The sequence below is a fragment of the Glycomyces endophyticus genome (assembly GCF_039531525.1).
GTDB classification, from domain to species: Bacteria; Actinomycetota; Actinomycetes; order Mycobacteriales; family Micromonosporaceae; genus Glycomyces; species Glycomyces endophyticus.
Map to the genome: position 1 here is coordinate 1 of NZ_BAAAQF010000031.1, position 26,195 is coordinate 26,195.

General features: G+C 71.2%; 25 protein-coding genes and 1 tRNA gene. 3 read left to right on the forward strand and 23 right to left on the reverse strand.

What is annotated here, in order from left to right; all coding sequences use genetic code 11:
* Positions 1-231 precede the first annotated feature (231 nt).
* From ABD419_RS23635 to ABD419_RS23660, 6 genes are all read right to left on the reverse strand, one after another.
* Positions 232-645: a hypothetical protein gene (locus ABD419_RS23635; RefSeq protein WP_344492154.1), complete on the reverse strand. Its 414-nt coding sequence runs from the start codon at positions 643-645 to the stop codon at positions 232-234.
* A 140-nt stretch (positions 646-785) separates the two neighbouring features.
* Positions 786-1,553 (reverse strand): VOC family protein, encoded by a 768-nt coding sequence (locus ABD419_RS23640; RefSeq protein WP_344492157.1) that lies wholly within the window; start codon positions 1,551-1,553, stop codon positions 786-788.
* A gap of 20 nt (positions 1,554-1,573) precedes the next feature.
* A complete protein-coding gene (locus ABD419_RS23645) occupies positions 1,574-3,094 on the reverse strand; it encodes an FAD-dependent oxidoreductase (protein ID WP_344492160.1) in 1,521 nt (506 codons plus the stop codon).
* 160 nt (positions 3,095-3,254) lie between these two features.
* Positions 3,255-3,929 (reverse strand): DUF6766 family protein, encoded by a 675-nt coding sequence (locus ABD419_RS23650; RefSeq protein ID WP_344492167.1) that lies wholly within the window; start codon positions 3,927-3,929, stop codon positions 3,255-3,257.
* Between the two features lie 93 nt (positions 3,930-4,022).
* Complete coding sequence (locus ABD419_RS23655) at positions 4,023-4,418, reverse strand: hypothetical protein (protein ID WP_344492170.1); 396 nt, start codon at positions 4,416-4,418, stop codon at positions 4,023-4,025.
* 55 nt (positions 4,419-4,473) lie between these two features.
* Positions 4,474-5,088 (reverse strand): flavodoxin family protein, encoded by a 615-nt coding sequence (locus ABD419_RS23660; protein ID WP_344492173.1) that lies wholly within the window; start codon positions 5,086-5,088, stop codon positions 4,474-4,476.
* Positions 5,089-5,189: 101 nt separating this feature from the next.
* On the opposite strand from ABD419_RS23660, the gene ABD419_RS23665 reads away from it, so the two are divergent.
* On the forward strand, positions 5,190-6,311 hold the full coding sequence (locus ABD419_RS23665; RefSeq protein WP_344492176.1) for an FUSC family protein: 1,122 nt from the start codon (positions 5,190-5,192) through the stop codon (positions 6,309-6,311).
* A gap of 60 nt (positions 6,312-6,371) precedes the next feature.
* Here the strand turns inward: ABD419_RS23665 and ABD419_RS23670 are convergent, their stop codons facing one another.
* Complete coding sequence (locus ABD419_RS23670; protein ID WP_344492179.1) at positions 6,372-6,938, reverse strand: TetR/AcrR family transcriptional regulator; 567 nt, start codon at positions 6,936-6,938, stop codon at positions 6,372-6,374.
* A gap of 88 nt (positions 6,939-7,026) precedes the next feature.
* On the opposite strand from ABD419_RS23670, the gene ABD419_RS23675 reads away from it, so the two are divergent.
* Positions 7,027-7,671 carry an NAD(P)-dependent oxidoreductase gene (locus ABD419_RS23675; RefSeq protein WP_344492182.1) on the forward strand — a complete coding sequence of 215 codons (645 nt, stop codon included), beginning with the start codon at positions 7,027-7,029 and terminating at the stop codon, positions 7,669-7,671.
* A 305-nt stretch (positions 7,672-7,976) separates the two neighbouring features.
* On the opposite strand, the gene ABD419_RS23680 is transcribed toward ABD419_RS23675, so the two are convergent.
* The 11 genes from ABD419_RS23680 to ABD419_RS23730 all read right to left on the reverse strand — a co-directional run bounded on the left by ABD419_RS23680 (position 7,977) and on the right by ABD419_RS23730 (position 16,790).
* A tRNA-Pro gene (locus ABD419_RS23680) sits at positions 7,977-8,050 on the reverse strand.
* Between the two features lie 83 nt (positions 8,051-8,133).
* Positions 8,134-9,534: a ribosome biogenesis GTPase Der gene (der, locus tag ABD419_RS23685; RefSeq protein ID WP_344492185.1), complete on the reverse strand. Its 1,401-nt coding sequence runs from the start codon at positions 9,532-9,534 to the stop codon at positions 8,134-8,136.
* Positions 9,527-10,204, reverse strand: a complete 678-nt coding sequence (gene cmk, locus ABD419_RS23690; protein ID WP_344492188.1) for a (d)CMP kinase — start codon at positions 10,202-10,204, stop codon at positions 9,527-9,529. Before cmk ends, der begins: the two co-directional genes overlap by 8 nt.
* 105 nt (positions 10,205-10,309) lie before the next feature.
* A complete protein-coding gene (locus ABD419_RS23695) occupies positions 10,310-10,681 on the reverse strand; it encodes a YccF domain-containing protein (RefSeq protein ID WP_344492191.1) in 372 nt (123 codons plus the stop codon).
* Positions 10,682-10,738: 57 nt separating this feature from the next.
* Positions 10,739-11,476 (reverse strand): pseudouridine synthase, encoded by a 738-nt coding sequence (locus tag ABD419_RS23700; protein WP_344492193.1) that lies wholly within the window; start codon positions 11,474-11,476, stop codon positions 10,739-10,741.
* Complete coding sequence (scpB, locus tag ABD419_RS23705) at positions 11,463-12,224, reverse strand: SMC-Scp complex subunit ScpB (protein ID WP_344492196.1); 762 nt, start codon at positions 12,222-12,224, stop codon at positions 11,463-11,465. The genes ABD419_RS23700 and scpB overlap by 14 nt, the downstream gene beginning before the upstream one ends.
* Positions 12,221-13,114 (reverse strand): segregation and condensation protein A, encoded by an 894-nt coding sequence (locus ABD419_RS23710; RefSeq protein WP_425556184.1) that lies wholly within the window; start codon positions 13,112-13,114, stop codon positions 12,221-12,223. The genes scpB and ABD419_RS23710 overlap by 4 nt, the downstream gene beginning before the upstream one ends.
* Before the next feature lie 111 nt (positions 13,115-13,225).
* The gene (locus ABD419_RS23715; RefSeq protein ID WP_344492199.1) at positions 13,226-14,152 is read right to left on the reverse strand and encodes a ParA family protein; all 927 of its coding nucleotides are present in this window, start codon (positions 14,150-14,152) and stop codon (positions 13,226-13,228) included.
* Positions 14,153-14,350: 198 nt separating this feature from the next.
* Complete coding sequence (gene ald, locus ABD419_RS23720) at positions 14,351-15,472, reverse strand: alanine dehydrogenase (protein WP_344492202.1); 1,122 nt, start codon at positions 15,470-15,472, stop codon at positions 14,351-14,353.
* A 201-nt stretch (positions 15,473-15,673) separates the two neighbouring features.
* Positions 15,674-16,228, reverse strand: a complete 555-nt coding sequence (locus ABD419_RS23725) for an NUDIX domain-containing protein (protein WP_344492205.1) — start codon at positions 16,226-16,228, stop codon at positions 15,674-15,676.
* 25 nt (positions 16,229-16,253) lie between these two features.
* Complete coding sequence (locus ABD419_RS23730; protein ID WP_344492208.1) at positions 16,254-16,790, reverse strand: TetR/AcrR family transcriptional regulator; 537 nt, start codon at positions 16,788-16,790, stop codon at positions 16,254-16,256.
* 160 nt (positions 16,791-16,950) lie between these two features.
* On the opposite strand from ABD419_RS23730, the gene ABD419_RS23735 reads away from it, so the two are divergent.
* Positions 16,951-18,459 carry an MFS transporter gene (locus tag ABD419_RS23735; RefSeq protein WP_344492211.1) on the forward strand — a complete coding sequence of 503 codons (1,509 nt, stop codon included), beginning with the start codon at positions 16,951-16,953 and terminating at the stop codon, positions 18,457-18,459.
* A gap of 55 nt (positions 18,460-18,514) precedes the next feature.
* On the opposite strand, the gene pyrG is transcribed toward ABD419_RS23735, so the two are convergent.
* The 5 genes from pyrG to ABD419_RS23760 form a co-directional block, all read right to left on the reverse strand.
* On the reverse strand, positions 18,515-20,209 hold the full coding sequence (pyrG, locus tag ABD419_RS23740; RefSeq protein WP_344492214.1) for a CTP synthase: 1,695 nt from the start codon (positions 20,207-20,209) through the stop codon (positions 18,515-18,517).
* Between the two features lie 61 nt (positions 20,210-20,270).
* Positions 20,271-22,511, reverse strand: a complete 2,241-nt coding sequence (locus ABD419_RS23745) for a hypothetical protein (protein WP_344492217.1) — start codon at positions 22,509-22,511, stop codon at positions 20,271-20,273.
* A gap of 3 nt (positions 22,512-22,514) precedes the next feature.
* Positions 22,515-23,612, reverse strand: a complete 1,098-nt coding sequence (locus ABD419_RS23750; RefSeq protein WP_344492219.1) for a glycosyltransferase family 4 protein — start codon at positions 23,610-23,612, stop codon at positions 22,515-22,517.
* The gene (gene murJ / locus ABD419_RS23755) at positions 23,609-25,300 is read right to left on the reverse strand and encodes a murein biosynthesis integral membrane protein MurJ (protein ID WP_344492222.1); all 1,692 of its coding nucleotides are present in this window, start codon (positions 25,298-25,300) and stop codon (positions 23,609-23,611) included. The genes ABD419_RS23750 and murJ overlap by 4 nt, the downstream gene beginning before the upstream one ends.
* The gene (locus tag ABD419_RS23760; RefSeq protein WP_344492225.1) at positions 25,297-26,193 is read right to left on the reverse strand and encodes a hypothetical protein; all 897 of its coding nucleotides are present in this window, start codon (positions 26,191-26,193) and stop codon (positions 25,297-25,299) included. Before ABD419_RS23760 ends, murJ begins: the two co-directional genes overlap by 4 nt.
* Positions 26,194-26,195: the final 2 nt, after the last annotated feature.

The following is a 26,195-nucleotide window of genomic DNA, read 5'->3' on the forward strand; positions in this document are numbered from 1 at the left end:
ACCGTAACCCCGATCCCGACAAATGTCCCCCAGGTGACCATTCCGGAATTTAATAAACCAAGACATCATGCCAGATCCACCCCATAGCTCCGGTGATCGTGGGGCCGTGGCGACCACTGCGCTGCTTCGCCTCGCCGGAATCGCGAGACGTTCCGCCAGGAGTGCTCTGCGAGACGCCGCGTTCCGGGCCCAGGGGATGGATCCGGTACTCCACCGACCGTCGGACGCTTCTCAGGGGCGGGGCGGGACCGGCTCGTCTGGGAGCGGCCGGAAGGGGTCGTATTCGGTCGGCTCTCCGGATTCGGGCTCCGCGGGATCGGACTCCTGCGGGCCCGGCGGCTCGGGAGAGACCGGGTCGGGGTCGTTCGGGTCGGCTGGTTCGTCGGGGAGCGGTCGCAGAGGATCGGACTCGTCCGGGCTCGGTGCGTCCAGGTCCGCGGTCTCGGGGATCTCGGCGGCGAGCTGTTCCGCCAACGGCGTGCCCTGGCGCTCTTCCGAAGGCGTCATGCCGTGCTTGTCGGCCCCCTGGTAGTCGTCGGCGTCCAGGATCGCGTCCGCGAGCCCTTCCTCGTTCGGCTGTTCGTCGTCGACGAACCCGAACGTCTCGTGCTCGGCGACATCGTATGCCGGATCTTCACTCGTCATGGTTCCCCCATTTCTTCGCAGACGGGGAGGTACCCCGGCTGGGATCGAACATGCGCTCGACCCCCGGTGGACGCCGGCACGGATCGGTGACCGGTTGCGGCCTCTCACGTCGGGTGACGCCTCGCAGCGGCTGTGACCTGTCAGTGCGGGCCGGGCTCGAGGGCGATGCCGGTGAGCCAGTTCCCGTCGGGGTCCTTGTCGGTGATGCAGTACTCGAGGCCGGTCGGGTCGCGCATGACCTGCCAGTGCGGATGCCGGCGAACGGCGGCGGCGCCCGCGAGACGGTGGCGTTCGGTCTCGGCCGCGACGTCGGTGCAGGAGAAGTCCGGATGCGCTGCAGCGCCCTGGTTGCTGTGGGCGTCGTCCAGGCGTTGCAGCAGCAGGTGCAGCGGCACCTGCGGGTCGGGCAGGAGCCGGCGGAACTCGTGCACGTCGGTGCTCGTCTGCGGCCAGCCGGTGAGGTCGAGCCAGAACTCGAGTTCGCGGTCGAACAGGTCGGGCGGGACGTCGATGCAGATCTGGTCGAGGCGGCTGCGTGCTCCGAGCGGCCATCGCACCGGCGGCGGCACCGTCGATTGGCCTTCGCGGTGCCGGACGAGGCAGAACGGCAAGCCGGCGGGTGAGTTGAGGACGACGAGCCCTGAATCCTCACGCGCGACCGCCGCTCCCAGGATCTGCGCCCGCTTCGCGGCCGAGGCGATGTCGGGGACGTGAAAGTCGGGGTGGCAGCCGCCGGCGCCGGAGTGGAGGCGCTGCACGCCCAGGTACGGGTCGCCCTCGGCTGGTTCGAGGGTCGCGAACTCACCGTCGGCGCCCCATGGGTCGAAGCGGACGGAGCCGGTGACCTCGCTCCAGAACGCGGTGCCGGCCTGGAGGTCGTCGGCGGGGAGGTCGATGAACACGGTCATCCACTGCATCGTCATGGGGCTCAGACCGATTCGTCGCGCAGCGGGGTGGTCGCCGGTCCTTGGAGGACGGCGCCGTCGGTGTCGAAGCGGGAACCGTGGCACGGGCACTCCCAGGTGCGCTCGGCATCGTTGAAGCCGACGACGCAGCCCATGTGGGTGCAGGTGGCCGACCGGGTGTGGAGGTCGCCGTCGTCGTCGCGGTAGACCGCGCGCAGGTGCCCCTCGACGCGGATGACCGCGCCCTGACCGGGTTCGAGCTCGTCGGGCGAGTGCGCGGGCGCGCGGCCGATGCGGTCGGCGACGAGGTGCTTGACGGCGGTCTTGGAGTTCGCGGCGATCGGGCCGGCCTCCTTGACCGGATGAAACCTCGCGGGGTCGAACCGGGCCGCCCACGGCGGCGGCGCTTGCGTGACGAGACCGGTGATCAGCCGTGCGGCGACGACGCCGTTGGTCATGCCCCAGCCGCCGAACCCGCAGGCCACGTACAGGCCGTCGCCGCCGGGCATCCGCCCGATGTAGGGGACCCGGTCGGGCGTCGTGTTGTCCTGAGCGGCCCACCGGTAGGCGAGGTCGCTCGTGCCGAAGCGGTTCGCGGTCCAGGCGGCGAGTTTCCCCAGTTGCCTGTCGGCGTTCGCATCGCCGGGGGTGAACGCGGCGCCGGTGACGATCAGGAGCCGCTCCCCCGCGCCGTACGGGGCGGTGCGAACCGAGCGGGTGTCCTGCTCGGCCGTGACGTACATGCCGCCGGGGTCGGTCGCCTCGGGGATCGGCGCGGCCACGACGAACTCCCGTTTCGGTGTGAGTCGCGGGAAGAGTCGGGCCCGGTTCACGATCGGAAAGTGCGTGGCGATCACGGCCTCGCGGCAGCGGACGGCGGCACCGGACTCGACGGTGAGCCGCTGGCGATCGCCTTCGGAATCGACGCTGACGACACGGGAGTGCTCGAAGATCCGGCCGCCGCGGGCGATGAAGTCCGCGGCTACCGCGAGCAGGTAGCGGCGCGGGTGGAACTGCGCCTGGTGCTCGATGCGCACGGCGCCGGAGACCTCGAACGGCAGCCCGGTCTCGGTGGTGAAGGACGCCTCGAGTCCGGCCTCGCGGGCGGCTTCGGCCTCGGCGTTGAGCCCGGATACGGCCTCATCGGACTCGGCGTAGACGAACGAGGGGCGCATCTCGAAGTCGCAGTCCGCACCGAGCTCATCGGCTGTGGCGGCGACATGCGCGATCGCCTCCGTCTGCGCGGCGGCGTAGTCGCGGGCCGCGTCGATGCCGAAGGCGTCCTTCAGGTGCGCGTAGATCGACCCGTGCTGGGCGGTGAGTTTCGCGGTGGTGTGGCCGGTGACGCCACAGGCGATCCGGTCGGCCTCCACCAGCACCACCGACAAGCCCGCCGCCGCGAGCTCGCGGGCCGTGGACAGGCCCGCGATGCCACCGCCGACGACGGCCACGTCGGCTTCGGCGTCGGATGGCAGGCGCGGATACTCCGGTCCCGGTGCCGTGGCCGTCCAGTACGAGGCGAGATCGTGCCGAGTCGTGTTCATGACGGCCGGATACCCGTCCAGACCCGCCGCACTCGCTCGCCCGCAGACCGCGAGCCGGAAAGGCGCCGGGGAGGGCAGGACGCGCCTCGCCGGGCGCCTACCGCCGGTGGCCACGGCAGTGCCCGCGGACCCCGGTTCGGGGGCTGCGGGGGTGTCCTGCTCACCCAGAAGTCTCAGTGGTGTCGTGCGGCTCCCCGACCGGTTTCGATTCAGGTGAACCGCGTTGTCGCAGGTAGATGCTGATCACCACGATCGACCCCATGGCCAGGAACTCCGACTGCCAGTTCTGGAGGGTGCGGTTCCAGAAGTCGGCGCTGCCCGCATAGCCGAGCCAGGTCAGCGGGTCCTGGAGCTGCGCGAGGCGCTCGGCGTTGTAGGCCGCTCGCCCGGCGATGGACTGGGCGAGCCACGACAGGCCGAACAGCAGGCCCATGACCGCGCCCAGAGACCGCGAGAACACGGTGGTGCGCCAACCCCCGGCCCGGGCCCACTCGGGCGAGTTCGCGGTGGCGTGGCGGCCGACCTTCTGCTTCTTGTCGGACTCGGTGCCGGTCTCCTCGACGAGCTTCGACTCGGGCGAGCCGCGCTGCACGAGCCAGACCGTGGCGAAGACGTACAGGAAGAACTGGAGGTACTCCGACTGCCAGTTCTCGGCGACGTCCACGGCGAAGTCGCTCGACGTCACGTACTGCGCCAAGGAGATCGAGGCCCCGGCGTCGGCGAGCTGCCGGTCGTTGTAGGCGGCCTGCCCGGCGAACGCCTGACCGACCAGGGCGGCCAGGAACAGCAGCCCGAAGCCGATGCTCAGCCCGTTGTCGCGCAGTGCTCTCCTCATGCCCCTCTCCTCACAGCCGCAGCAGGCCGACGACGATGAGGTAGGCGAGCCCGAGCAGCGTGAACGTCAGATACGCGGTGAACATCGTGCGCTTCACGAACCCACCTCGCACTCGTACGGCCGCTCCCCCTGCGGGCGACACCCCGCGGCCACGACTTTCCAGCCGTCCCCGAACTCCGCGAGGAACAAGACATCGTCGGCGGTGCGCATCTGCGCCCGGTCACTCCACACGGCGATCTCGCCGACGGCCGCGTCGGGCAGGTCCAGCGAACCGATCGCCTCCTCGCAGCTCTCGCCTTCGGAGGCGGCCAGATCCTCGGCGGTCTCAGGCGCGAGCGCCGCGCACGCGGCCGCACCGTCACCCTCGCGCAACGCCGACGTGAACGCGTCGGCGGCGGCAGTCGCGGCCTCACCGCGCCCGCCCGTCCCGCACCCGGCGATCGCCCCGCAGACCACCAGCGCACAGACCATGCTGCTCCAACCACGCATCACCGCTCCATCCTCGCCTCCAAGTGCCGCTTGGACACGGAAACCCACCGAATCGTCATTTCATGGGCGGATAGGGGTCGTCTTTGAGGACGCGGGCGAGGTGGGCGGCGTTGGCCGCGAGCGCCTTGTTCGTGGCGGCGACCGCCTCGGGGATCTCGTCGAGGTCGTTGTAGTCCTTGGGCTTCATCGCCTCGGAGTTCCAGTAGGTGCAGCCCTGGGCCGGGATGGTGAAGCCGATGTCGTCGAGCGCCTGAAAGCAGTCGGCGACGATCTTGTGCGCGCCGTCCTCGTTGCCGACCACGGCCACCGCGGCGACCTTCCCGTACATCGACGGCCGGCCCTCGTCGTCGGTCTCGGAGAGCTCGGCGTCGAGGCGTTCGAGCACACGCTGAGCGATGCTGGAGGGGTGCCCGAGCCAGGTCGGGGTGGACAGCAGCAGGATGTCCGCCTCCAGGACCTGCGCGCGGATGGCCGGCCACTGGTCGCCGTCGCCCATGTCGGTCTCGACGCCGGGCCGGACGTCGAAGTCGACGACCCGCACCGACTCGCCGCCGACACCGTGGCCGCGCAGTTCGCCGAGGACCTGGCTCGCGATCAGGTCGCTGCTGGACGGCGCGGGCGACGGCTTGAGCGTGCAGGTGAGCGCGAGCGCCTTCAATGCTTGGTTCATGGTCATGCACTACCCGGGTTGGGCCCGCATCATTCGGACGGGCACGATGCCGAGTCGCGAGCGAATGGGTGAAGCGGGGCCTGCCGGGGTACGAGCCGACCATGGTGCGGTTTTCGGTGCGCGGCGGCTTGGAGCGTGATCTGCGCGGGGCGTGGGGTTTCGCGCGCGACGTTCCCCGCCGCGGATCGTGGGCGCAGGAGACCGCGGTGCAGGCGCTGAAGGCCGGGATCGCGGCAGTGCTCGCCTGGTTCCTTGCGGCGCACGTCCTGCATCTGCCCCAGCCTTACCTGGCACCGTGGGTCGCGCTGTGCATGGTGCGCCCGACGGTGCACTGGTCGGTGCTGACCGGTCTGCGCCAGGTCGCCGCCGTGGTGCTCGGCGTCCTGATCGCGGTCACCGCCGTCGCCCTCATGCCGGGCAAGGAACTCGCGCTCGCTGTAGCGGTGCCGGCGGCCTTTCTCGCGAGCACCTGGCCGCGTCTCGACGACCAGGGCCTCAGTGTGCCCTTCACCGCCCTGTTCATGGTCGCACTCGACACCGTCGAGGGGCCGTTCGTGCTGTACCGCCTCACCGAGACCGTCCTCGGTGCCGCGGTCGGCATGGGCATCAATCTGCTGCTGGCGCCCCCGTTCCGGGTCCTGACCGTCGCGGCCCGCGCACGGCGCGACGCCGACGCGTCCGCCGGACTCCTGCGGAATCTCGCCGCCCAGGTCCGCGACGGCGGGGCCGGTTCCGCGGACGAGCCGTGGTCGTCGCAAGTGGATCGGGTGGACGACCGGCTCGCCAAGACCGGTGCGGCACTCGAGCATGCGAGGGACGGTCTGCGGCTGAACCCCCGCAAAGGCGAGACACGGGTTCAAGAGACCGTTCACGCCGCGGCACGGGCGCTTGACCTGTTGCAGCGCGTCGCTGGGGCGATGCGCGCCATCGCCGACGTGCTCGACGGCGCCCGCAGTGATCGAATGCCCGACCTGTCCCTCGCTCCCGGCGTCGGCACCGAGTGCGCCACGCTCTTGGAGTCCGCCGCTGACGCCATCGAACTGCGCGTCACCGCCCTGTTCTCGCGCGAAGAGGATTCGGGCGGGGACGGGGCCGACCTGACCGCGGCGCTGAACATGCTGGAGCGCCGTGCAAACACCGACCACGACGACCGCCCCGAGACCGAGACGCAGGGTGCACTGCTGATTGCCATGCGCAGGCTCGTCCTCGCGATCACAGGCTGAGCCCGCGTGTCAGCGGTCCGCGAGGCCGTCATGGCCGCCATGAGGCCTTTCGCCCGGGTCTCAGCCTCGAAGCGGCGCTAGGAGGGCGGCGACGAGGGCGTCCGCCGCCGATCGCGGCAACTCGGTCTCGCCGCGGAAGTGCGCGAGGAACGCCTGCTGGAAGCACGCGCCCATCAGGAGTGCGGCCATTGCGGCAGGATCGACGCCGGGGTCGACGCGCTCGAGCCGCTGCTCGGCGGCGAGATAGTCGGCGATTGCGGCGACCGGCACTTCCGGGCCGGCCCCGTGCGGTGCCAGCGAATCGCGCAAGCCGGACAGGAGCTCGGGTTGCGCCACGGCCGAGGCCATCATCGGAAATCCACGCAGGTAGAACCGGAGGGCGCCGTGCGCGATGGCGGCCAGGTTCTCCGCCACCTCGCCTTCGCCCGGCACCGCGGCGGCGGTGAAGGACGGCATCCGCTCGCCCAGGACGCGCAGGAGCAGCGTCGTCTTGTCGGGGAAGTGCTTGTAGAGCAGTGCCTCCGAGCAGCCCGCGACGCGCGCGATCTCCTTGGTCGTGGCGCCGGCGACGCCCTTCTCGCGCATGACGGCGGCGGCGGCGTCGAGGATTCGATCGCGTGTGCCCATGATCGCAGCGGCCTCTCTTGACGGGTGAGTGAATACTTACCTAGTCTAGGGGTTAGTGAATACTCACCAACCTCGAGGAAGCCGAACCATGAAACTCGCCATTCTGGGCGCCACCGGCCGCACCGGCCAAGCACTCCTCCGTCACGCGCTCGAGGCCGGCCACCACGTCACCGCCGTCGTCCGCGACCCCGAGCGCCTCCCCGGATACCTGCGGACGCACCTCACCGTCCTGACCGCCGCCGCGTTCGCACCCGAGCTGCTCACCCCGGCCGTCGTGGGCCGCGACGCGGTTCTCAACGTCACCGGACCGCGCGACCTCGGCGAAGCGAGCACTGTGTGCACTGACAGCACCGCCGCCGCATTGACCGCGATGGCCCAGACCGACTCCAACAGCCGGTTCGTGCTCGCCAGCAACAGCGCCATGCACCCCGGCGCCGGGGACGACCCGCTCACCCGGTACTTCGTCAAACCCGTGATCCTCGCCCGCGTGCTTCGGCACCTCAACACCGACGCCCGCGAAGCCGAGCGCCTGGTCCGCGCCTCGACGATGGAGTGGACGATCGTGCGCGCCGGCCGCCTCACCGACGCCGCAGGCAAGGGCCGCTTCCGCGCCGCCCCCGACCGCAACATCCCCGGCGGCTTCCAGATCACCCGAACCGATTTCGCCCAGGCCCTGCTCGAAGCCGCTTCAGACCCGACCGCCGCAGGCCACGCGCTCGCCGTGGCCAACTGACCTGTGGCAAAACTGCGAGCCGGATCGCTCCTCGCTCAGGTTGCTTGAGAAGGTCCCGGCCGATCGCCGGGACCTTTCCCATGTCTTGCAACCGAGAACAGGGAGAGAACTCTGCCGAAGACGAGCAGAGAGGAATGCAGCGGCTCAAGGCAATTCCAGAAGAGCGCCGCGAATTTGGCCGAGGTCTCCAGCAGAGGATTTCGACACTCTTCAAACTGAGGGATGCTGGAACGTCCAGACAAGCGAATGCCGAAGACGACGAAGCCCCAGGCCAAAGACGAAGTCTCTGGTCTGGGGCTTAACGGTCGGGCTGACAGGACTTGAACCTGCGACCCCTTGACCCCCAGTCAAGTGCGCTACCAAGCTGCGCCACAGCCCGTTCTTGCCGCGTTGCCGCAGCGGAGACAACATTAGCCTATGGCCCCGGGGGCCTCTGAGGCGAGGTCCCCCGTGTGAGGCGGGCTATTTGCGTTTGTCTCGTTTGCGGGCTTCGCGTGGCTTGACGACCAGTTCGATGGGGGTACCGGGGAAGCCGAAGTCCTCGCGGAGCTTGCGCTGGATGAACTTCAGGTACTGCTTCTCGAACGGGGCGTTGGTGAAGAGGATGAAGCGCGGCGGTTCGGCGGCGGCCTGGGTCGCGTAGATGACCTTCGGGGCCTTGCCCGAGCGGGTCGGGTGCGGGGTGGCCGCCTGGAGCGTGCTGATCCACTGGTTCAGCTCGCCGGTGGTGATGCGCTGGCCCCAGCCGTCGAGGGCGACGCGGAGGGATCGGGCGATCTTCTCCACGGCGCGGCCGGTGAGGGCCGAGACGTTGACGCGGGGGGCCCAGCTGACCTGGCCGAGCTCGCGGTCGATCTCCTTCTCCAGGTAGTACCGGCGGTCCTCGTCCACCAGGTCCCACTTGTTGAAGGCGAGGACGAGCGCGCGGCCGGACTCGACCACCTGGGTGAGGACCCGCTGGTCCTGCTCGCTGATGGGCTCGGAGGCGTCCAGGAGGACCAGGGCGACCTCGGCGGCCTCCACGGCGGCCTCGGTGCGCAGGGCCGCGTAGTACTCCGTGCCGGACGCGAACTTGACGCGCTTGCGCAGGCCCGCGGTGTCGACCAGGATCCAGTCCTCGCCGTCGATCTCCACCACCGAGTCGACCGGGTCGACCGTGGTGCCGGCGACGTTGTCGACGACGGCGCGGTCCTCGCCGGCGATGCGGTTGAGGAGGCTGGACTTGCCCACGTTCGGCCGCCCGACCAGGGCGATGCGGCGCGGGCCGCGCTCCTTGAGCTTGCCCGTGGGCACCTCGGGGAACGCCCAGACGATCTTGTCGAGCAGGTCCCCGGAGTTGCGCCCGTGCAGGGCCGAGATCGGGAACGGCTCGCCCAGGCCCAGGCTCCACAGCTCGTGGATCTCGGCCTCCTGCCGCTCGGAGTCGACCTTGTTCGCGACCAGGATGACCGGCCGGCGGGTCGAGCGCAGGATGCGCACGGCCGCCTCGTCGGCGTCCGTGGGCCCGACTCGGGAGTCGACCACGAAGACGATGACGTCGGCCGTGCGCATGGCGAGCTCCGCCTGGAACGCGATCGACTTCGCCATGCCGTCGGCGTCGGGGTCCCAGCCGCCGGTGTCGACCAGGCTGAACTCCTTGCCGGCCCACTCCGCGTCGTAGGCGATGCGGTCGCGGGTCACGCCCGGCTCGTCCTGGACGACCGCGGCGCGGCGGCCCAGGATGCGGTTGACCAGGGTCGACTTGCCCACGTTGGGGCGGCCGACCACGGCCACCGTCGGGACCGGGCCGCGGTCCTCGGATTCGTCGAGGTCCGCCTCTTCGAACGCGAAGTCGTCGTCGGCCCAGGTCGGTTCGTCAGTCATCGATGTCCCTGTTGTTCAGCAAGGCCAGGATCTTGGCCACTACCTCCACGATCGGCAGCGCCGTGGAGTCGATCACCACGGCCCCCGCGGGGGCCTCCAGGGGTTTGGTGGTCTTCGAGTCGGCGGTGTCGCGCCGCTCGAGGTCCTGCTTGGTCGCCTGGGCGTCGGCGCCGAGTTCGGCGGCGCGGCGCTTGGCGCGCTCGACGGGGTCCGCGGTGAGGTAGACCTTGACGTCGGCGTCGGGCGCCACCACTTCAACGATGTCGCGGCCTTCGACCACGATGCCCTTCTTCGCCTCGGCGATGATCCGCCGCTGCTCGTCGATGAGGAACTTGCGGACCGTCTTGTTGCCGGCCACGGCCGAGACGGCCTTGGTGACGTCGTCACCGCGGATCGCCAGGTCGGCGCCCTCGCCGTCGACGCGGGTGAACGGGTCGGCGGGGTCGGTCCCGAACTCGAGCTTGGCGTTCTTCACCGCCTTGGTGACCGGTGCGGTCTGGGCGGGATCGACGCCGGCCTTGAGGACGGCCAGGGTCGCCGCGCGGTACATGGCGCCGGTGTCGAGGTAAGCGGCGTCGATCGCGGTCGCGAGGGTCTTGGACACCGTCGACTTCCCGGCCCCGGACGGACCGTCGATGGCGACGACCGGTCCGCTCTTCTGCTCAGGCATGTCGGCTCCGTTCTTCATGTGCAAACCCCGCAAACCTACATCATGCCAAGTCACGCCCCGTATCCACGGCGAACGCTCCCCCGCGGGAGCGGTCCACTGTCGTCCCTAGCGGTCCACGACCCGGGCCCCCAGCGGCCACAGCGCGAGCGGGATCATCTTCCAGTTCGCCACCGCCAGCGGGATGCCGATGACGGTGATGGCCAGGAGGAAACCGGTCACCAGGTGCGTGAGGGCGAGCTCCCAGCCGAAGAGGATCAGCCACAGGAGGTTCGCCGCCAGCGTCAGGCAGCCCGCCTGCGGGTCGTAGACCACGGTCCGCCCGAACGGCCACAGCACGTAGCCCGCCAGGCGCATGTTCGCGATGCCGAACGGGATCGTCACGATGAAGATGCAGAACACCAGGCCCGCAACGAAGTAGCCGATCGCGAGCCACAGCCCGGCGAGCACGAACCAGATGATGTTCAGAATCGTCTTCATGCCGAAACCCTAACCGGGCCTTGCCCATGCCGTCGCTACAGCAGGCTGTACAACCCGCTAGAGGCCCGCCTCGCGGAACAGCTCCCCCACCTCGTTGGGGGTGAGCCGGCGCAGCGTCCCCGGCTTGAGGTTGCGCAGCTGGACCGGGCCGATCTCGGTCCGCACCAGGCGCGAGACGTGATGCCCGACCTCGTCCATGAGCCGCCTCACAATGTGCTTGCGGCCCTCGTGGATGGTGATCTCGATCAACGACTGGCCGGCGTGCTCGTCTATGATCTTGAGCTTGTCGGCCTTCGCCATCCCGTCCTCGAGCTCGACGCCCTTGAGCAGCCGGTTCCAGGTCGGCCGGTCCATGATCCCGTTGACCTGCGCGCGGTAGACCTTCGGCAGGCCGTGCGACGGGTGCATGATCCGGTTGGCGAGCTCGCCGTCGTTGGTGAGCAGCAGCAGGCCCTCGGAGTCGGTGTCGAGCCGGCCCACGTGGAACACGCGCTGGTCGATGCCCTTGGTGAACTCCGACAGCGACGGGCGGCCCTCGTCGTCGTCCATGGTCGAGACGATCCCGCGCGGCTTGTTGATCGCGAAGTAGACCTTGTCGACGTCGGTCACGACGCGCTTGCCCGAGACGTGGATGACGTCCTTGGACGTGTCCACGCGCTGGCCGAGCCGGGCGGGCTCGCCGTTGACCTTCACCTTGCCGCGGGAGATCAGCTCCTCGGCGGCGCGGCGGGAGGCGATCCCGGCCTGGGACAGGACTTTCTGCAGTCGTACGCCCTCGGCGTCAGCGTTGTTCATCTTCCTCGATATCCGTCACGTCGTCCGGCAGGAACGGGGCCAGCTCAGGCAGCTGGTCGACCGAGTCCAGTCCGATCTTCTCCAAGAACAGGGTGGTGGTGCGGTAGAGCGTCGCCGTCGAGTCCGGGTCGGTCCCGCACTCCTCGACCAGGCCGCGCGCCAGCAGCGTGCGCATGACGCCGTCGCAGTTGACCCCCCGGATGGCCGAGATGCGGCCGCGGGTGACCGGCTGCCGGTAGGCGACCACGGCAAGCGTCTCCAGCGCCGCCTTGGTGAGGCGGGCGGAGGCGCCGTCGGTCACGAACCGCTCCACGTAGCGGGCGTAATCGGCCCGGGTGTAGAAGCGCCAGCCGCCGGCTTGGCGACGCAGATCGAATCCGCGTCCGTCACCAGTGTATTCGGCGCTGAGCCGCCCCAGTGTCTCGCGCACCTGTGAGCGCGGTCGCTCCAGGACCGCGGAGAGGAACTCCTCCGACAGCGGCTCCTCGGCGATCATGAGAATCGCCTCCAGGACGGCCCCGAGATCGGCGCCTTCGGGGACGGGGCTCGCGGCCGTGACCTCGGGTTCCTCGTCGTCTTCAGGCAGCGGCGGGGGCGGGACGGCGGCCAGCGCGGCCGAGTACTCGTCGTCCTCGCCCGGCGGCTCGTCGGCCGGCGTGTCGGCGCGCAGCGGCGCGGCCTCCTGGCGCGCCCCGGGCATCCGCCAGGCCGCGAGGCCCTCCTCGAGGTCCTCTGCTCGCTGGGTCATTCGCTGGGTTCCTCTCCCGCTGGTGCGTCCGCAGACGGCGTGTCAGGTTCCGCGGGCGCGCCCGCGTACTCGTCGACCTCGATCTCGGTGGTGCCGGTGCCGCCGAGCCAGCGGACGGTGAGCTCGCCGAGGGCCTGCATCTGCTCGAATCCGACCAGGGCCTCGCGGTAGAGCTCCAGGAGGGCGAGGAACCGGGCGACGACCTCGAGGTGGGTCTCGCAGTCCGAGGTGAGGGCCCGGAAGGTCGCGGTCTGGACGCGCTGGAGGCGGCGGGAGAGGATGACGGCGTGCTCGCGCACCGAGACGCGCTGGACGTGGATGTGCCCGGTGCCGACGGTGGGCGGCGGCTTGGGCTTCATGGCCGTGCCGGCGAGGGCGGCGAAGGCGTCGGGGGTGAGGTCGAGGACGAGTTCGGGCAGGAGGCCCTTGAAGCGGTCCTCGAGGCCGACGTTGCGGGGGATGCGGGTGGCGGCGCCTTCGGCGAGCTCGGAGAGGGCGCCGGCGGCCTCCTTGTAGGCGCGGTACTGGAGGAGGCGCGCGAAGAGGAGGTCGCGGGCTTCGAGGAGCGCGAGGTCCTCCTCGTCGTCGACGACGCTGCCGGGGAGGAGCCGGGCGGTCTTGAGGTCGAGGAGGGTGGCGGCGACGAGGAGGAACTCGGAGGTCTCCTCGAGGTTCCAGGCCTCGTCGAGGCCGGTGACGTAGGCGATGAACTCGGAGGCGACTTCGTGGAGGGCGATCTCGGTGACGTCGAGTTTGCGCTTGCCGATGAGCTGGAGCAGCAGGTCGAAGGGGCCCTCGAAGTTGTCGAGCCGGAGGCGGAAGCCGGTCTCGGCCTCCTCCGGTTCGCCCTCCCGCTGGGCCGGGAGCTGGGGCAGCTGCTGGTCGCTCACGCACGCAAGCTTAGACGGGCCCCGCAGACGCCACCGGGTGAACTCTGGGTTTCTTGGGGTGGAACGCGTTCGGGGTGGTCGCCCGCGGCAGGACGGTCCTCGTGGGCGCCGCTACTTGTCGGTGGCGGCGATGAGCTCGCGGGCGAGCTGGCGGTAGGCGCGGGCGCCGGAGGAGGCGGGGGCCCAGGTGGTGATGGGCTCGCCGGCGACGGTGGTCTCGGGGAAGCGGACCGTGCGGGTGATGACGGTGCTGAAGACCTTGTCGCCGAAGGCTTCCACGACGCGCTGGAGGACCTGGCGGGAGTGGGTGGTGCGCGAGTCGTACATGGTCGCGAGGATGCCGTCGAGCTCGAGGTCGTAGTTGAGGCGCTCGCGGACCTTGTCGACGGTGTCGAGGAGGAGGGCGACGCCGCGGAGCGAGAAGAACTCGCACTCGAGGGGGACGAGGACGGAGTGCGCGGCGGTGAGCGCGTTGATGGTCAGGAGTCCCAGGGACGGCTGGCAGTCGATGAGGATGTAGTCGAAGTCGGGCATGACCGGCCGCAGGACGCGGGCGAGGGTCTGCTCGCGGGCGACCTCGTTGACGAGCTGGATCTCGGCGGCGGAGAGGTCGATGTTCGCGGGGAGGAGGCGGAGCCCGGCGACGTTGGTCTTGACCATGACGTCGTCGATGTCGACGTCCTCCTGCATGAGGAGGTTGTAGACGGTCAGGTCGAGGGTGTGGGGGTTGGTGCCGAATCCGACCGAGAGCGCGCCCTGCGGGTCGAAGTCGACCATGAGCACCTTGCGGCCGTACTCGGCAAGGGCCGCACCGAGGTTGATGGTCGTGGTGGTCTTGCCGACCCCGCCCTTCTGGTTGGCCATCGCGATGACGCGGGCCGGGCCGTGGCGTTCGAGCGGCTGGGGCTGCGGGATGTCGCGCTTGCCGGTGTACGCCTCGGGGTCGGGCGAGGACAGGTCCCCGTCGCCGTCAGTGGGAGGCACCTGCGCGGCCCCGCGCAGGGCGGCCCACTTGTCGTTGCTGTCCACACTGCTCATTTCCGCCTCCGGGTGCGAGTCGGCACCGGGTGCCGGGCGTCTCACCATTGCCTGTCATAGCGACTGTACGTCAGTGTATCGAGGCTGTCGACGGCTTGCGAGACTCCGAGGCGCCCGGTGTGGGATCGCCCGCTGCGCCGGTGCGGCGCGCGCGGGCGGTCCCGGGGTACCGCTGGGACCCGAGGGTCCAGTGTGTCCTCAGTTCTCGGCGAGGACCTGCGCGATCGGCATGAGCGGCAGGTGGTGCGTGACGGCGACGGGCTCGTTGACGACCTGTCCGGCGTACGTGTTGAGGCCGCCGGCGAGGGCCGCGTCGGTGCGGAGCGCTTCGGCCCAGCCGTGGTTGGCGAGGCGCATCACGTACGGGAGCGTGGCGTTCGTCAGCGCGTACGTGGAGGTGTTCGGGACGGCGCCGGGCATGTTGGCGACGCAGTAGAACAGCTTGCCGCCGTGGGTGAAGGTCGGCTCGTCGTGGGTGGTGGCGCGCGAGTGCGCGAAGCAGCCGCCCTGGTCGATGGCGATGTCGACGAGGACCGCGCCGTCCTTCATGTCGGCGAGGACCTCGTCGTCGACGACGGTGGGGGCCTTGGCCCCGGGCACGAGGACGGCGCCGATGACGAGGTCGGCCTCGCGGCAGGCGCGCTTGATCTCGAACCGGTTGGAGACGATGGTGCGCAGGCGGCCCTGGTAGAGGTCGTCGGCGGCGTGGAGCTTGTCGACGTTGAGGTCGAGGAGCTCGACGTCGGCGCGCATGCCGACCGCGATGGCGGCGGCGTTCATGCCGGAGACGCCGGCGCCGATGATGACGACGCGCGCGGGCGGGGTCCCGGGGACGCCGCCCATGAGAGTGCCGCGGCCGCCTTCGGGGCGCTGGAGGTGGTAGGCGCCGGCCTGGACGGCCAGGCGTCCGGCGACCTCGCTCATGGGGGCGAGGAGCGGGAGGCGGCCGTCGCGGGTCTGGACGGTCTCGTAGGCGATGCCGGTGACGTGGCGCTCCAGGAGCGCGTCGGTGCACTCGGCGCTCGCGGCGAGGTGGAGGTAGGTGAAGAGCGTCTGGCCCGGCTGCATCCGGTGGAACTCGTCGTGGACGGGCTCCTTGACCTTGAGGACGAGGTCGCCGGTGCTCCAGGTGGAGTCGGCGTCGGGGCAGATGACGGCTCCGGCGGCGCGGTAGTCGTCGTCGGTGATGGCCGAGCCGAGGCCGGCGCCGGTCTCGACGCTGACGTGGTGGCCGGCGGCGACGAGCTCGTGGACGCCGGCGGGCGTGAGGGCGACGCGGTACTCGTTGTTCTTGATCTCGCGGGGGACGGCGACTTTCACTCTGCGGGTTCCTTCCGAAGCGTTGTGCCAGTTCGGGGCCGGTCGGCTTCCCGCACGGGCAGTCTAAGACGCACTGCGTCCTGATCCCGGCATTCCTTCTGGGTCAGCGGTTCGGACGGCGTCGTCGCCGTGATCGTAAGTCAGGCCCGCCGCGCCTCCGCGCGACGGGCCTCGGGTTTTCGGTAACACTGGCAGGGCGGCTCAGCGCCGCTGGAGGTGGAGCCGCGCGAGGTTGAGGGCGAGGGCGCACACGCCGTTGCGGATCTCGCCGTCCGCGACGGCGGCGAGGGCCTTGTCGAGGTCCCACCAGACGAGTTCGATGAGGGTCTCCTCGTCGGTGCGCTCGTGCCGGTCGGCCTCGGGCACGGGCGTGAGGCCGGTGGCGAGGAAGTAGTGGATGAGCTCGTTGGAGATGCCGGGGGTGGTGTAGAACTCGCCGAGCTTGACGAGGTCGGCGGCGGCGAGGTCGACCTCTTCGGCGAGCTCGCGGCGGGCGGTGACGGCCGGGTCCTCGCCGTCGACGTCGCGCAGGCCCGCCGGGAACTCCCACATGAGCTCCTTGGGCGGGACGCGGTACTGGCGGATCAGGCCGACGCGGCCCTCCTCGTCGAGGGGGACGGTGACCACGGCGCCGCAGTGGTCGAGGAACTCCCGGCGGGCGCTGCCGCCGCCGGGCATCGCGACGGTCTCGGCGGTCAGGTCGTAGCACCAGCCGCGGTGGACGATGTCGCTGTCGAGGACTCGGTAGTCATGCACGGGGCCACCCTAGCCCGCGGCGGCCTCAGGAGCCGCCCTCCTCGGTGAGCCGGGCGAGGATCTGCTCGACGACGTCGCGCTGCGGCAGCGGGGCCCCGGCGAGCGCCGACAGGAACAGGCCGTCGCCGACCAGGCGCACGATCTCGGCGGTCACGGGGTCGGGGACCTGCTCGTGGATGAGGTCGCGCCACCCGTTGAAGATGAACAGCACGTCGGACCGGGCCTCCTCCGACAGCTCACCCGTGCCGCGCAGGGCCGTCAGCAGCGCCCAGAGGCCGGCCGCCGACTCCTCGGACTCGACCCACGAGACCTCCAGGAAGCTCTTGACCACGCCCGTCTCGCGGGCGCGGGCGATGTTGGCCTCCTCCTGGAGGCGGTGGCGCCGGGCCAGGCCGTCGTACAGGTCGGACTTCGACTTGAAGTGGTACAGCAGGCCGCCCTTGGAGACGCCGGCCTCGGCGGCGACCTTCTCCAGCGTCACGCCCGAGGCGCCCTGGTCGACGAGGATGCGCTGGAGCGCGTTGAGAATCCGGTCACGCGTGCTCGGTTCGTCCTTGGTCATGCGACCTCCCGCTTGCTACTATACCGTCTGGACGGTACAGCGAATGCTCCTGCACCGTCGATTCGATCACAAGCTTCGCCGAAGCGCCCCAGGTGTCCACCTGCGGGCCGCCCGAATCGGGCGGCCCCCGGCCCGCGAGCTGATGCCAGAGGAGGACACCATGACGACGACCCTGCCGCAGGCCCCGGCCCGCCGCCCGGCCTTCACCGCGAAGCAGATGTGGGCGCTGGCCGTGCTGGTGCTCCCCGTGCTGCTCATCTCCATCGACATGACCGTGCTGGGCTTCGCCGTCCCGTTCCTGTCCGAGGACCTCGAACCGACCTCCTCGCAGCTGCTGTGGATCGTGGACGTCTACGGGTTCACCCTCGCCGGGCTCCTGGTCACCATGGGCACGATCGGCGACCGCATCGGGCGCCGCCGGCTCCTGATCGTCGGATCGGCCGCGTTCGCCGCCGCAAGCGTCATCGCCGCGTACGCGACCTCCGCCGAGATGCTCATCGCCGCCCGAGCGTTCCTCGGCCTCGCCGGGGCCACGCTCATGCCCACCACGCTCGCGCTCATGCGGAACCTGTTCGACGACGGCCGCCAGCGCAAGTTCGCCATCGCGATCTGGGCCTCCGGGTTCTCCGCGGGCTCGGCCGCCGGACCGATCGTCGGCGGCTGGCTCCTGGAGCACTTCTGGTGGGGTTCGGTGTTCCTCATGGCCGCGCCGGTCTCGATCGCGGTGATGATCGCCGCGCCGCTGCTGCTGCCGGAGTCGAAGGATCCGAACCCGGGCCCGCTCGACCTGCTCAGCGTCGCGATGTCGTTCCTGGCGATGTTCCCGTTCGTGTACGGGGTCAAGACGATCGCCGAGAAGGGCCTGACCTGGACGGCCGTCGCCGCGATCCTGGGCGGCGTCGTGTTCGCGGTCCTGTTCGTGCGGCGCCAGCGCCGCCTGGAGCACCCGCTGCTGGACCTCGGCCTGTTCGGCATCAGGCGCTTCAGCGCCTCGCTCGCCACGAACTTCACGATCGTGTTCGCGATGATCTCGTCGCTGTTCCTGCTGACGCAGTACCTCCAGCTCGTGCTCGGCTTCTCCCCCATGCAGGCGGGGCTGCTGCTGCTGCCGGAGATGGCGGTGTCGGTGGTCGCGGGCCTGCTGGCGGTGCGGCTGTCCGAGCGGATCGGCATGGCGCGCACCATCGTCGGGGGCCTCGCGTTCGTCATCGCCGGGTTCGCGGCCATGGCGTTCGTCGGCGTCGACGAGGGCGCCCTGGTGGTCGTGGGGGCCTCGGTCCTCATCGGCTCCGGCGCCGGCCTCGCCCAGACCGTCACCAACGACGCGATCCTGGCCTCGGCCCCGGCCGACCGCGCCGGCTCGGCCTCGGCGATCTCCGAGACCGCGTACGAACTCGGCGGCGCGATGGGCGTCGCCCTGCTGGGATCCCTCGCGACCGGGATATACCGGAGTGAACTCGGGGACGCGCCCGCCGGCGCCTCCGAGACCCTCGGCGAGGCCGTCCACGTCGCGGCGACACTCCCGGCCGAGGCCGGCGACGCCCTGCTCACCGCGGCCCGCACCGCGTTCACGCACGGCCTCCAGACCGTCGCCCTCATCGCCGCGGGCCTGATCCTGATCGCCACCGTCGCGGTCGGCAGGGCCCTGCGCCGGCGGGCCGACGCGTAGGACGGCAAAAAGGGGCGGGACTCGAACGAGTCCCGCCCCTCTCCGTGTGCTCCGGTTACGCCGCCTCGAGGTCGAGGCGCTCGGCGGCCTGGCGCTTCAGGGCCGCCGCGACCAGGCCCGCGAAGAGCGGGTGCGGGCGGGTCGGGCGGGACTTCAGCTCCGGGTGGGCCTGGGTCGCCACGTAGTACGGGTGCTGCTCGCGGTCGAGCTCGATGAACTCCACCAGGCGCCCGTCGGGCGACAGGCCCGAGATCACGAACCCGGCCTTGCCGAGCTGGTCGCGGTAGGCGTTGTTGACCTCGTAGCGGTGCCGGTGGCGCTCGTTGACCTCGGTCGCGCTGTAGACCTCGGCGACGATCGAGCCCTCGGCCAGCTTCGCCGGATAGGTGCCCAGGCGCATCGTGCCGCCCATGTCCCCGCGCCCGGCCACGATCTCGGTCTGGTCGGCCATCGTCGAGATGACCAGGTGCTCGGCCTCGCGGTCGAACTCCTCGGAGTCGGCGCCGACGATCCCCGCGATCTCGCGGAGGCCCTCGATCGCCATGCACTGCAGGCCGAGGCACAGGCCCAGGGTCGGCACGCGCCGCGTGCGCGACCACGTGAGCGCCTCGATCTTCCCGGGCACGCCCCGGTCGCCGAACCCGCCGGGGATGACGACCGCGTCGACGCCGGCCAGGGCCTTCGCGGTCGCCTCGGGGCTCCCGCACTCGTCCGAGATCACCCAGCGGACGTTCACCTTCGCGCGGTGGGCGAACCCGGCCGCGTGCAGGGCCTCGACCACCGACTTGTACGCGTCGGGCAGCTCGACGTACTTGCCGACCACCGCGACCTCGACGGTCGACTCCGGGTTGTGGACGCGGTCGAGCAGGTCGTCCCAGGCCGTCCAGTCGACATCCTTGAACGGCAGGTCGAGCTTGCGGACCACGTACGCGTCCAGGCCCTCGGCGTGCAGGGTCTTGGGGATCTCGTAGATCGACTTCGAGTCCGGCGCCGACACCACGGCCGCGTCGTCCACGTCGCAGAACCCGGCGATCTTGCGCTTGAGGCCGTCCGGCAGCGGGCGGTCGGAGCGGCAGACGATCGCGTCGGGCTGGATGCCGATGCTGCGCAGCTGCGCCACCGAGTGCTGCGTGGGCTTGGTCTTCATCTCCGAGGACGCGGCCAGGTACGGCACCAGCGAGACGTGGAGGAAGAAGATGTTGTCGCGGCCGATGTCGTGCCGGTACTGGCGGATCGCCTCCAGGAACGGCAGCGACTCGATGTCGCCGACCGTGCCGCCGACCTCGGTGATCACGACGTCGGGGACGCGGCCGGTCTCCGGGTCGGGGTCGGCCATCGCGGCCAGGCGCGACTTGATCTCGTTGGTGATGTGCGGGATCACCTGGACCGTGGCCCCGAGGTAGTCGCCGCGGCGCTCCTTGGCGATGACGTCGGAGTACACCTGACCGGTGGTGACGTTCGCGTACTTGGAGAGGTTGCGGTCGAGGAACCGCTCGTAGTTGCCGATGTCGAGGTCGGTCTCACCGCCGTCGTCGGTGACGAAGACCTCGCCGTGCTCGTACGGGTTCATCGTGCCGGGATCGACGTTCAGATACGGGTCGATCTTCTGCATCACCACGTACAGGCCGCGGGCCGTCAGCAGGTTCCCGAGACTGGCGGCGGTCATGCCCTTGCCGAGGGCGGAGGTGACCCCACCGGTGACGAAGAGGTGCTTCGTGGTGCGGATCTGACCATTTGCGGCGCTGGCCAAGGCGGACTCCCGTGGTGTTCGTGGCGAACGAGCCGCTTACTCAAGCAGCCGGTGGATCGCTTCATCCACGGGATTCCACACTAACACTTTCGCCGCTGTTTTCCTCATCGACCCACGAGGGTGCGTCGACGATCATGTTCGAGTACTGCCCGTCCTTGACGTGAGCGCGGGCGAGCACGCGGTGGCTCATGATGACCGCCAGGGGGACCATGACCGCCAGCGCCGAGCCGAGGCTCATGATGCCCTTGCCGAGGAGCAGCCCGGCGATGCCGGAGCCGACGACCGCGGCGGAGAACGCGGCGCGCAGCGGCGGGTACAGGCCCCAGGCGCGGCGCAGGCCGCCGCCGGGGCGCAGGAGGACGAGCCAGCAGTAGGCGCCGGCCATGACCGCGAGGAGGCTCATCGGGGAGGTGAAGATCGCGACGACGTTGGAGCCGACCCCGGAGGCGATGACGCCGTTGGTGTCGCCGAGGACGTCGCCGAGGAACGCGCCGAGCTCGCCGCGTTCGGCGGCGGGCCGCTGGTAGTCGATCCAGGAGAGGCCGAACAGCACCGCGACGCCGGCCAGGCCGGACCAGACGAAGCGCTGGAAGGTGATCCAGCCGCCGGTGGCGAGCGCGGCGGCGAGGCAGGTGCCGACGATGAAGGCGACGGCGGCGGGCACGGAGTCGCCGAGGAACCCGGCGGAGACCACCAGGACGCCCAGGCAGCCGGTGCCGGCCATGACGGGCGCCTGGTACCGGCGGGGCAGGCGCCAGGCCGCGGCGGCCGCCAGGAGCCACAGGGAGGCGATGAACATGCCCGTGGCGACGGGGCCGAGCTCGTTCGAGGCCGAGTCGGCGACGGTGTAGTCGCCGAGAAGGGTCCCGAGCGGGTCCTCGGTGTGGATGATCATCGCCATCACGGTGACGATGATGCCGAAGGCCGAGACGGTGATCATGAGGCTGGCGGGCCCGCGGCGGCCGGGGACGAGGATCGCGGCGAACGCGCACACCACGGCGATGGCGAGGGCGGTCAGGGGGCCGACGACGCCGGGGTGCGGGGTGGACCACCACTCGAAGAAGTCGGCGAGGATCGCGGCCGCGGTGAACAGGGCGCACACGAGGGCCGAGACGATGTTGAGGCGCATGAGCCACAGCGGCGGGGGCTTCACGCCGGGCTGGCCGGCCTGGCGCAGCAGGTGCAGGAGCGGCCAGGCGACGAAGGTCAGGGCGAGGAACAGGAGGATCTGGAGCCACTGGGTGGCGGGGGCGGCGACGGCCGCGGCCATGAGCCGGACGTCGGTGTCGTCGAAGACGGCCTGGCGGTCCTCGTAGGAGAGCGTGTCGGCGGTGGCGCCGGCGGCGATCCCGGAGACCGTGTCGGGGAGCGGCGCGTCCAGGAGCGTCAGGATCGTCGCGGTGAGGTCGGTCAGGCGGAGGTAGCCGGGTCGCTCGGCGGGCAGGTCGAGGAGGTTGTGGCCGTCGTCGCCGCCGAAGTTCGCGACCGCGGCGAGGAGCCGGTTCGGCTCCTCGACCTGGCTGATGCCGGTGACGATGAGCGCAGCGTCGTCGCCGCGGGCCTCGTCGAGGGCGGCGACCGTCGCGTCGAGGGCGTCGAGGTTGGCTTCGCGCAGTTCGGGGTCGGTGGGCAGGACGCCGCCGTCGACCACGGTGAGGGGGCACTCGGCGAGGAGCGCGGCGAGGTCCCGGCCGGAGGGGAGGTTCGAGGCGTACTCGCCGACGCTGCCGACCGAGTTCGCGGTGGTGTACGCGCCGCCGGGGCCGACGCCGGTCGCGCAGGAGGTCCCGGCCGCGAGCATGCCTACTTCGGTGCCCTGGTCGAGTTCGCGGTTGAGGGCGACGAGGTCGGTCATGTCCGCGACGTCGGTGCCGGTCTCGGTGGTGCTGATCTGGTCGCCCGAGACGGGGCCGCAGTCGGCGGAGTCGCCGTAGGAGCCGGCGACCGCGGGCGAGCCCGCGGAGAGCGTGAGCCAGCCGTCGAGGGTGCAGGTGAAGTTGCGGCCGGAGTCGGTGTTGAGCTCGGCGAGGGACCCGTTCTCGGCCAGCGCGGCGAGGTTCGGGGTGGTCTCGGCGTCGATGTCGGTCCAGGAGAGGCCGCCGACGCCGAGGACGATGACGGAGTCGACGGTGTCGGGGATGGCCTCTTCGGGCTCGTCGGGGAGCAGTTGGAGGATCGCGAGCGCCGCGAGGGCCGCGGCCACGATCCAGACGCCGAGGGGGCCCCGGTTCTCGGTCACGGTGCGGGCCAGGGATTTGCGGGCCTTGCGGGCGAGCCGCCCGGCGTCGAGGTTGCGCGCCACCGGCTATCTGCCGGTCAGTTCGAGGTAGAGCGCGTCGAGGGCGTCGAGCATCTGGGCCTCGTCGGGCCAGGTGGCGGCGCGGGCGAGGCTGGCCTCGCGGTGGCCGTCGAGCTTCGCGGGGTCGCCGAGGAGACCGCGGACGGCCTGGTCGAGGGCGTCGACGTCGCCGACCTCGAAGTAGATCCCGGCGTCGCCCACGAGTTCGGGGATGCCGCCGGTGCGGGTGGTGACGAGCGGGACGCCGGCCTGGAGGGTCTCCTGGGCGAACAGCTGGCGGGCCTCCCACTGGCTGGTGACCAGGGAGAGGTCGGCGGCGGCGAGGAGGTCGCCGACGTCGGTGCGGTGGCCGAGGAGGCGCACGTCGGCCCCGGCGGCGTCGATGAGGGCCTGGAGGCGGTCGCGCTCGGGGCCGTCGCCGGCGATGACGACGACGGGCGCGGGGTCGAGGCCGCTCCAGCGGGAGGCGGCGGCGACGAGGGTGTCGTAGTCCTTCTGCGGGTGCAGGCGGCCGACGGACAGGAGCAGGGGGCGGTCGCCGATGCCGAGCTCGTCGCGGACGGCGCGCGGCGCGCCGGTGGCGCGGCGGGGCGGGGCGGCGACGGGGGCGAGGCGGGCGTCCCTGGCGCCGAGGCCGACGAGGTGCTCGTGGAGGTCGGAGGAGGCGGCGAGGGCGACGTCGACGCCGCGCGCGAGGCGCTTCTCGATCTCGTCGGAGACGCGGCGCTTGACGCCGGAGGTGATGAGCTGGTTGTGCCAGGTGGTGACGAGCGCGGCGCCGGAGGGGCGGGCGGCGAGCGCGGTGATCCCGGCGGTGAGGCCGTGGGCGTGGACGAGGTCGACGCCGCGTCCGGAGATGCCGCTCAGGGCGCCGCGGGCGGCCCACCAGGCGAGCGGGAGCTCGGGAGAGGGCTTGGCGGTGATGGGCGCGGGCGCGAAGCGGGCGCCGCGGGCGCGGAAGCCGAAGCGCTCCTCGGTCTCCGGGGGGCCCACGACCAGGACGGCGTCGCCGCGTGCCACGAGCCCTTCGGCGACCGAGGCGACGTGCGTCCCGATGCCTCCTGTCGAGGGGCCGAGTACGAGTGCGATGCGGCGATGGCTCACGTGTCTGCTCCACGGTTCTCGTCGGGTGCGTGCTCGTCGGATGCACTGTCGTCGGGTTCTTCGGACGCTCGGATTATGCCAGCGCGTCGCAGGACGGGGCGCACGACTCCGGTACCGCCGATGACCGCGGCGACCCCGAGGTAGACGACGGCGGTCGCCGCGCCGACGACGACGCCTTGGACGAGCGCGGCGTAGAACGTGTCGGCGTGGCCCCACAGGACGATGAGTTCGCGGGCGGCGAGGACGGCGGCGACCGCCCCGACGACCGTGGCGAGCGCGGCGCGCGGGATGCCGGCGAGGCTGGCGCGCCCGGTGTGGCGGGCGATCGCGGCGGTGAGGGCGAGGCCGATGACGGTCATGCCGACCGACCAGGCGATCGCGAGCGCGAGGGTGCGGTCCGCGGGGGGCATGGTCTCGGAGAGGACGACGGCGGCGACGGCCGCGGCGGCCCAGCCGATCGAGGTCGCTCCGGCGGCGTACTTGTTGCGGCCGATCGCGTAGAGGCCGCGCGAGTAGATCGCGAAGACCGAGTAGCCGAAGAGGCCGAAGGCGAGTCCGGTGAGGGTGCCCTGGATCTGCTGCTGCGTGTCGGCGCTGCTGTCGGCGGACACCGAGGAGAGCACGGTCGCGATGGGCTCGGCGATGCCCGCGAGCGCGGCGACGCCGAGGCCGGAGAGGAGGAGCACCGCGCGGCCGGTCTGCGACAGGCGCCGCTGGTAGCGGTCGTTCTCTCCGAGCGAGAACGCCTCGGCGAGCACGGGGTAGGCGGCGGTGGCGAGCGGGACGGCGAGGATGGCCCAGGGCAGGAGGAAGAACGTCTGCGAGACGGTGAAGACCGCGGTGGCGCCCGGATCGGAGCCGCCGTTGGCGAGCCTGATGAGCAGGGCCTGGCACAGCTGCTGGGCGCCGACGGTGATGGCCCCGGCGATGGCGAGGGACTTCAGGCCGGCGGCGACGTGGGTGTCGAGCCGCCAGGCCGGCCGCAGGTGCAGGCCGAGGCCGCGCAGCGGGAAGACGAGGCAGCCCGCGAGGACGGCGACGCCGCAGGTCGTGCCGAGGGCGAGGAACACGATCTCGCCCTGGCCCAGGTTCTCGACCTTGTACTCGCGGCCGGACATGCCGCTGTACACCACGTAGACCAGCGCCATCACGATGCTGGAGAGGAGCGGCGCGAGCGCGGGCCAGGCGAAGCGCCGGTGCGACTGGAGGATGCCGGTGAGGACGACCGCGATGCCGTAGAGCGGGATCTGGGGGGCGAAGAGGACGAGCATCTCGGTGGCGGCGGCGATCGTCGCCTCTTTGGCGCCGTCGTCGACGGTGCTGTTGTCCGGCATGAGCAGGACGATGATCGGGCGCGCGAAGGCCGCCACGAGCAGGCCGGCCGGGATGAGGATGGTCAGGGCCCAGGTCATCAGCGCCGACGCGATGTGGCTGACCTGCTTGGGGTCGTTGCGGGCAAGCGGGGCCGCGAGGAGCGGGATCACCAGAGCGGCGAGCGCTCCCCCGGCGACGAGCTCGAAGATGATGTTCGGGATGCTGTTGGCGGTCTGGTAGGCGGTGCCGAGGGTCCCGAGGCCGATGGCCCAGGTGAACACCATCGTGCGGCCGAATCCGGCCAGGCGGGAGGCGACGGTGATCGCACCGATGACCGAGGCGGCGCGACCGACTTCCCGTCGGGTCTCCGTCAAGACTTGTTCCGCCCCAGCTCGTCCAGCTGGCGCAGCACGGGCGTCTCGGCGATGACCTTGGTGAAGCTGACGCGCTCGGAGGCGGCGATGAGGGCGGCGACGCCCGCGAGGGCGAGGTGGCGGCCGATCATGCCGGTGCGGGCGATGTAGGCGAGCCCGAGGAGCGCGCCGAGGGCGTTCGCGCCGCCGTCGCCGAGCATGGTCTTGCCGTCGAGGTCGTCGGCCATGGCGGCGCCCGCGGCGGCGGAGACGGCCAGCGCGGTGTTGGCGCCGCCCGCGGCGGTGGCGCGGCGGGACTTGGGGCCGACGGGGCGCGAGAGCGGGGCCGAGGCGAGGGTGACGACCTTGAGGGCCCGGCCGGGCCGGAGGTCGAACAGGTTGATCACGTTGGCGGCGCCCGCGATGACGCCGCCGCCGACGCCGACGTTCCAGACGCGGCGGGCCCAGTGGCGGCGCTCGTCGGTGAGCTCGCCGTTCTGGAGGTCGATCAGGGCGGCGGCGGCGAGGCCGGCGCCGGAGATGCCGAGGATCTTGACCAGGCCGGCGGAGACGCGGCCCTTGAGCAGCGCGCCGACGTGGCCTTTGAAGCCCTTGGCCTTCTCGCCCTTGGCGTCGGCGATGTCGTCGTAGAGCCCCACGGCGCCGGCGGTGATCCCGGCGGCGGCCGCGGCCGCGGCGTACGCCGGGGAGTTCGCGCCCAGCACGGCGGCCGCGGTGGCGCCGGCGGTGATGCCGGGGCCCTCGGCCAGGCTCACGGTGTCGCCCTTGTGGTTGATCCGTTCCAGGTCGGCGGCCCATTTCGAGCGTCGGATGGCGCCGATGGCGGCGATGGTGCCGCCCGCCGCGACCCCTCCGAGGAACGCCCTACCGACGGTGCGCGTCAACTGGCTCATGG

Coding starts and splice junctions, on each gene's coding strand:
- ABD419_RS23635 (WP_344492154.1), bottom strand. CDS start 645: ATGACGAGTGAAGATCCGGCATACGATGTCGCCGAGCACGAGACGTTC.
- ABD419_RS23640 (WP_344492157.1), bottom strand. CDS start 1,553: ATGACCGTGTTCATCGACCTCCCCGCCGACGACCTCCAGGCCGGCACC.
- ABD419_RS23645 (WP_344492160.1), bottom strand. CDS start 3,094: ATGAACACGACTCGGCACGATCTCGCCTCGTACTGGACGGCCACGGCA.
- ABD419_RS23650 (WP_344492167.1), bottom strand. CDS start 3,929: ATGAGGAGAGCACTGCGCGACAACGGGCTGAGCATCGGCTTCGGGCTG.
- ABD419_RS23655 (WP_344492170.1), bottom strand. CDS start 4,418: ATGCGTGGTTGGAGCAGCATGGTCTGTGCGCTGGTGGTCTGCGGGGCG.
- ABD419_RS23660 (WP_344492173.1), bottom strand. CDS start 5,088: ATGAACCAAGCATTGAAGGCGCTCGCGCTCACCTGCACGCTCAAGCCG.
- ABD419_RS23665 (WP_344492176.1), top strand. CDS start 5,190: ATGGTGCGGTTTTCGGTGCGCGGCGGCTTGGAGCGTGATCTGCGCGGG.
- ABD419_RS23670 (WP_344492179.1), bottom strand. CDS start 6,938: ATGGGCACACGCGATCGAATCCTCGACGCCGCCGCCGCCGTCATGCGC.
- ABD419_RS23675 (WP_344492182.1), top strand. CDS start 7,027: ATGAAACTCGCCATTCTGGGCGCCACCGGCCGCACCGGCCAAGCACTC.
- der (WP_344492185.1), bottom strand. CDS start 9,534: ATGACTGACGAACCGACCTGGGCCGACGACGACTTCGCGTTCGAAGAG.
- cmk (WP_344492188.1), bottom strand. CDS start 10,204: ATGCCTGAGCAGAAGAGCGGACCGGTCGTCGCCATCGACGGTCCGTCC.
- ABD419_RS23695 (WP_344492191.1), bottom strand. CDS start 10,681: ATGAAGACGATTCTGAACATCATCTGGTTCGTGCTCGCCGGGCTGTGG.
- ABD419_RS23700 (WP_344492193.1), bottom strand. CDS start 11,476: ATGAACAACGCTGACGCCGAGGGCGTACGACTGCAGAAAGTCCTGTCC.
- scpB (WP_344492196.1), bottom strand. CDS start 12,224: ATGACCCAGCGAGCAGAGGACCTCGAGGAGGGCCTCGCGGCCTGGCGG.
- ABD419_RS23715 (WP_344492199.1), bottom strand. CDS start 14,152: ATGAGCAGTGTGGACAGCAACGACAAGTGGGCCGCCCTGCGCGGGGCC.
- ABD419_RS23730 (WP_344492208.1), bottom strand. CDS start 16,790: ATGACCAAGGACGAACCGAGCACGCGTGACCGGATTCTCAACGCGCTC.
- ABD419_RS23735 (WP_344492211.1), top strand. CDS start 16,951: ATGACGACGACCCTGCCGCAGGCCCCGGCCCGCCGCCCGGCCTTCACC.
- ABD419_RS23760 (WP_344492225.1), bottom strand. CDS start 26,193: ATGAGCCAGTTGACGCGCACCGTCGGTAGGGCGTTCCTCGGAGGGGTC.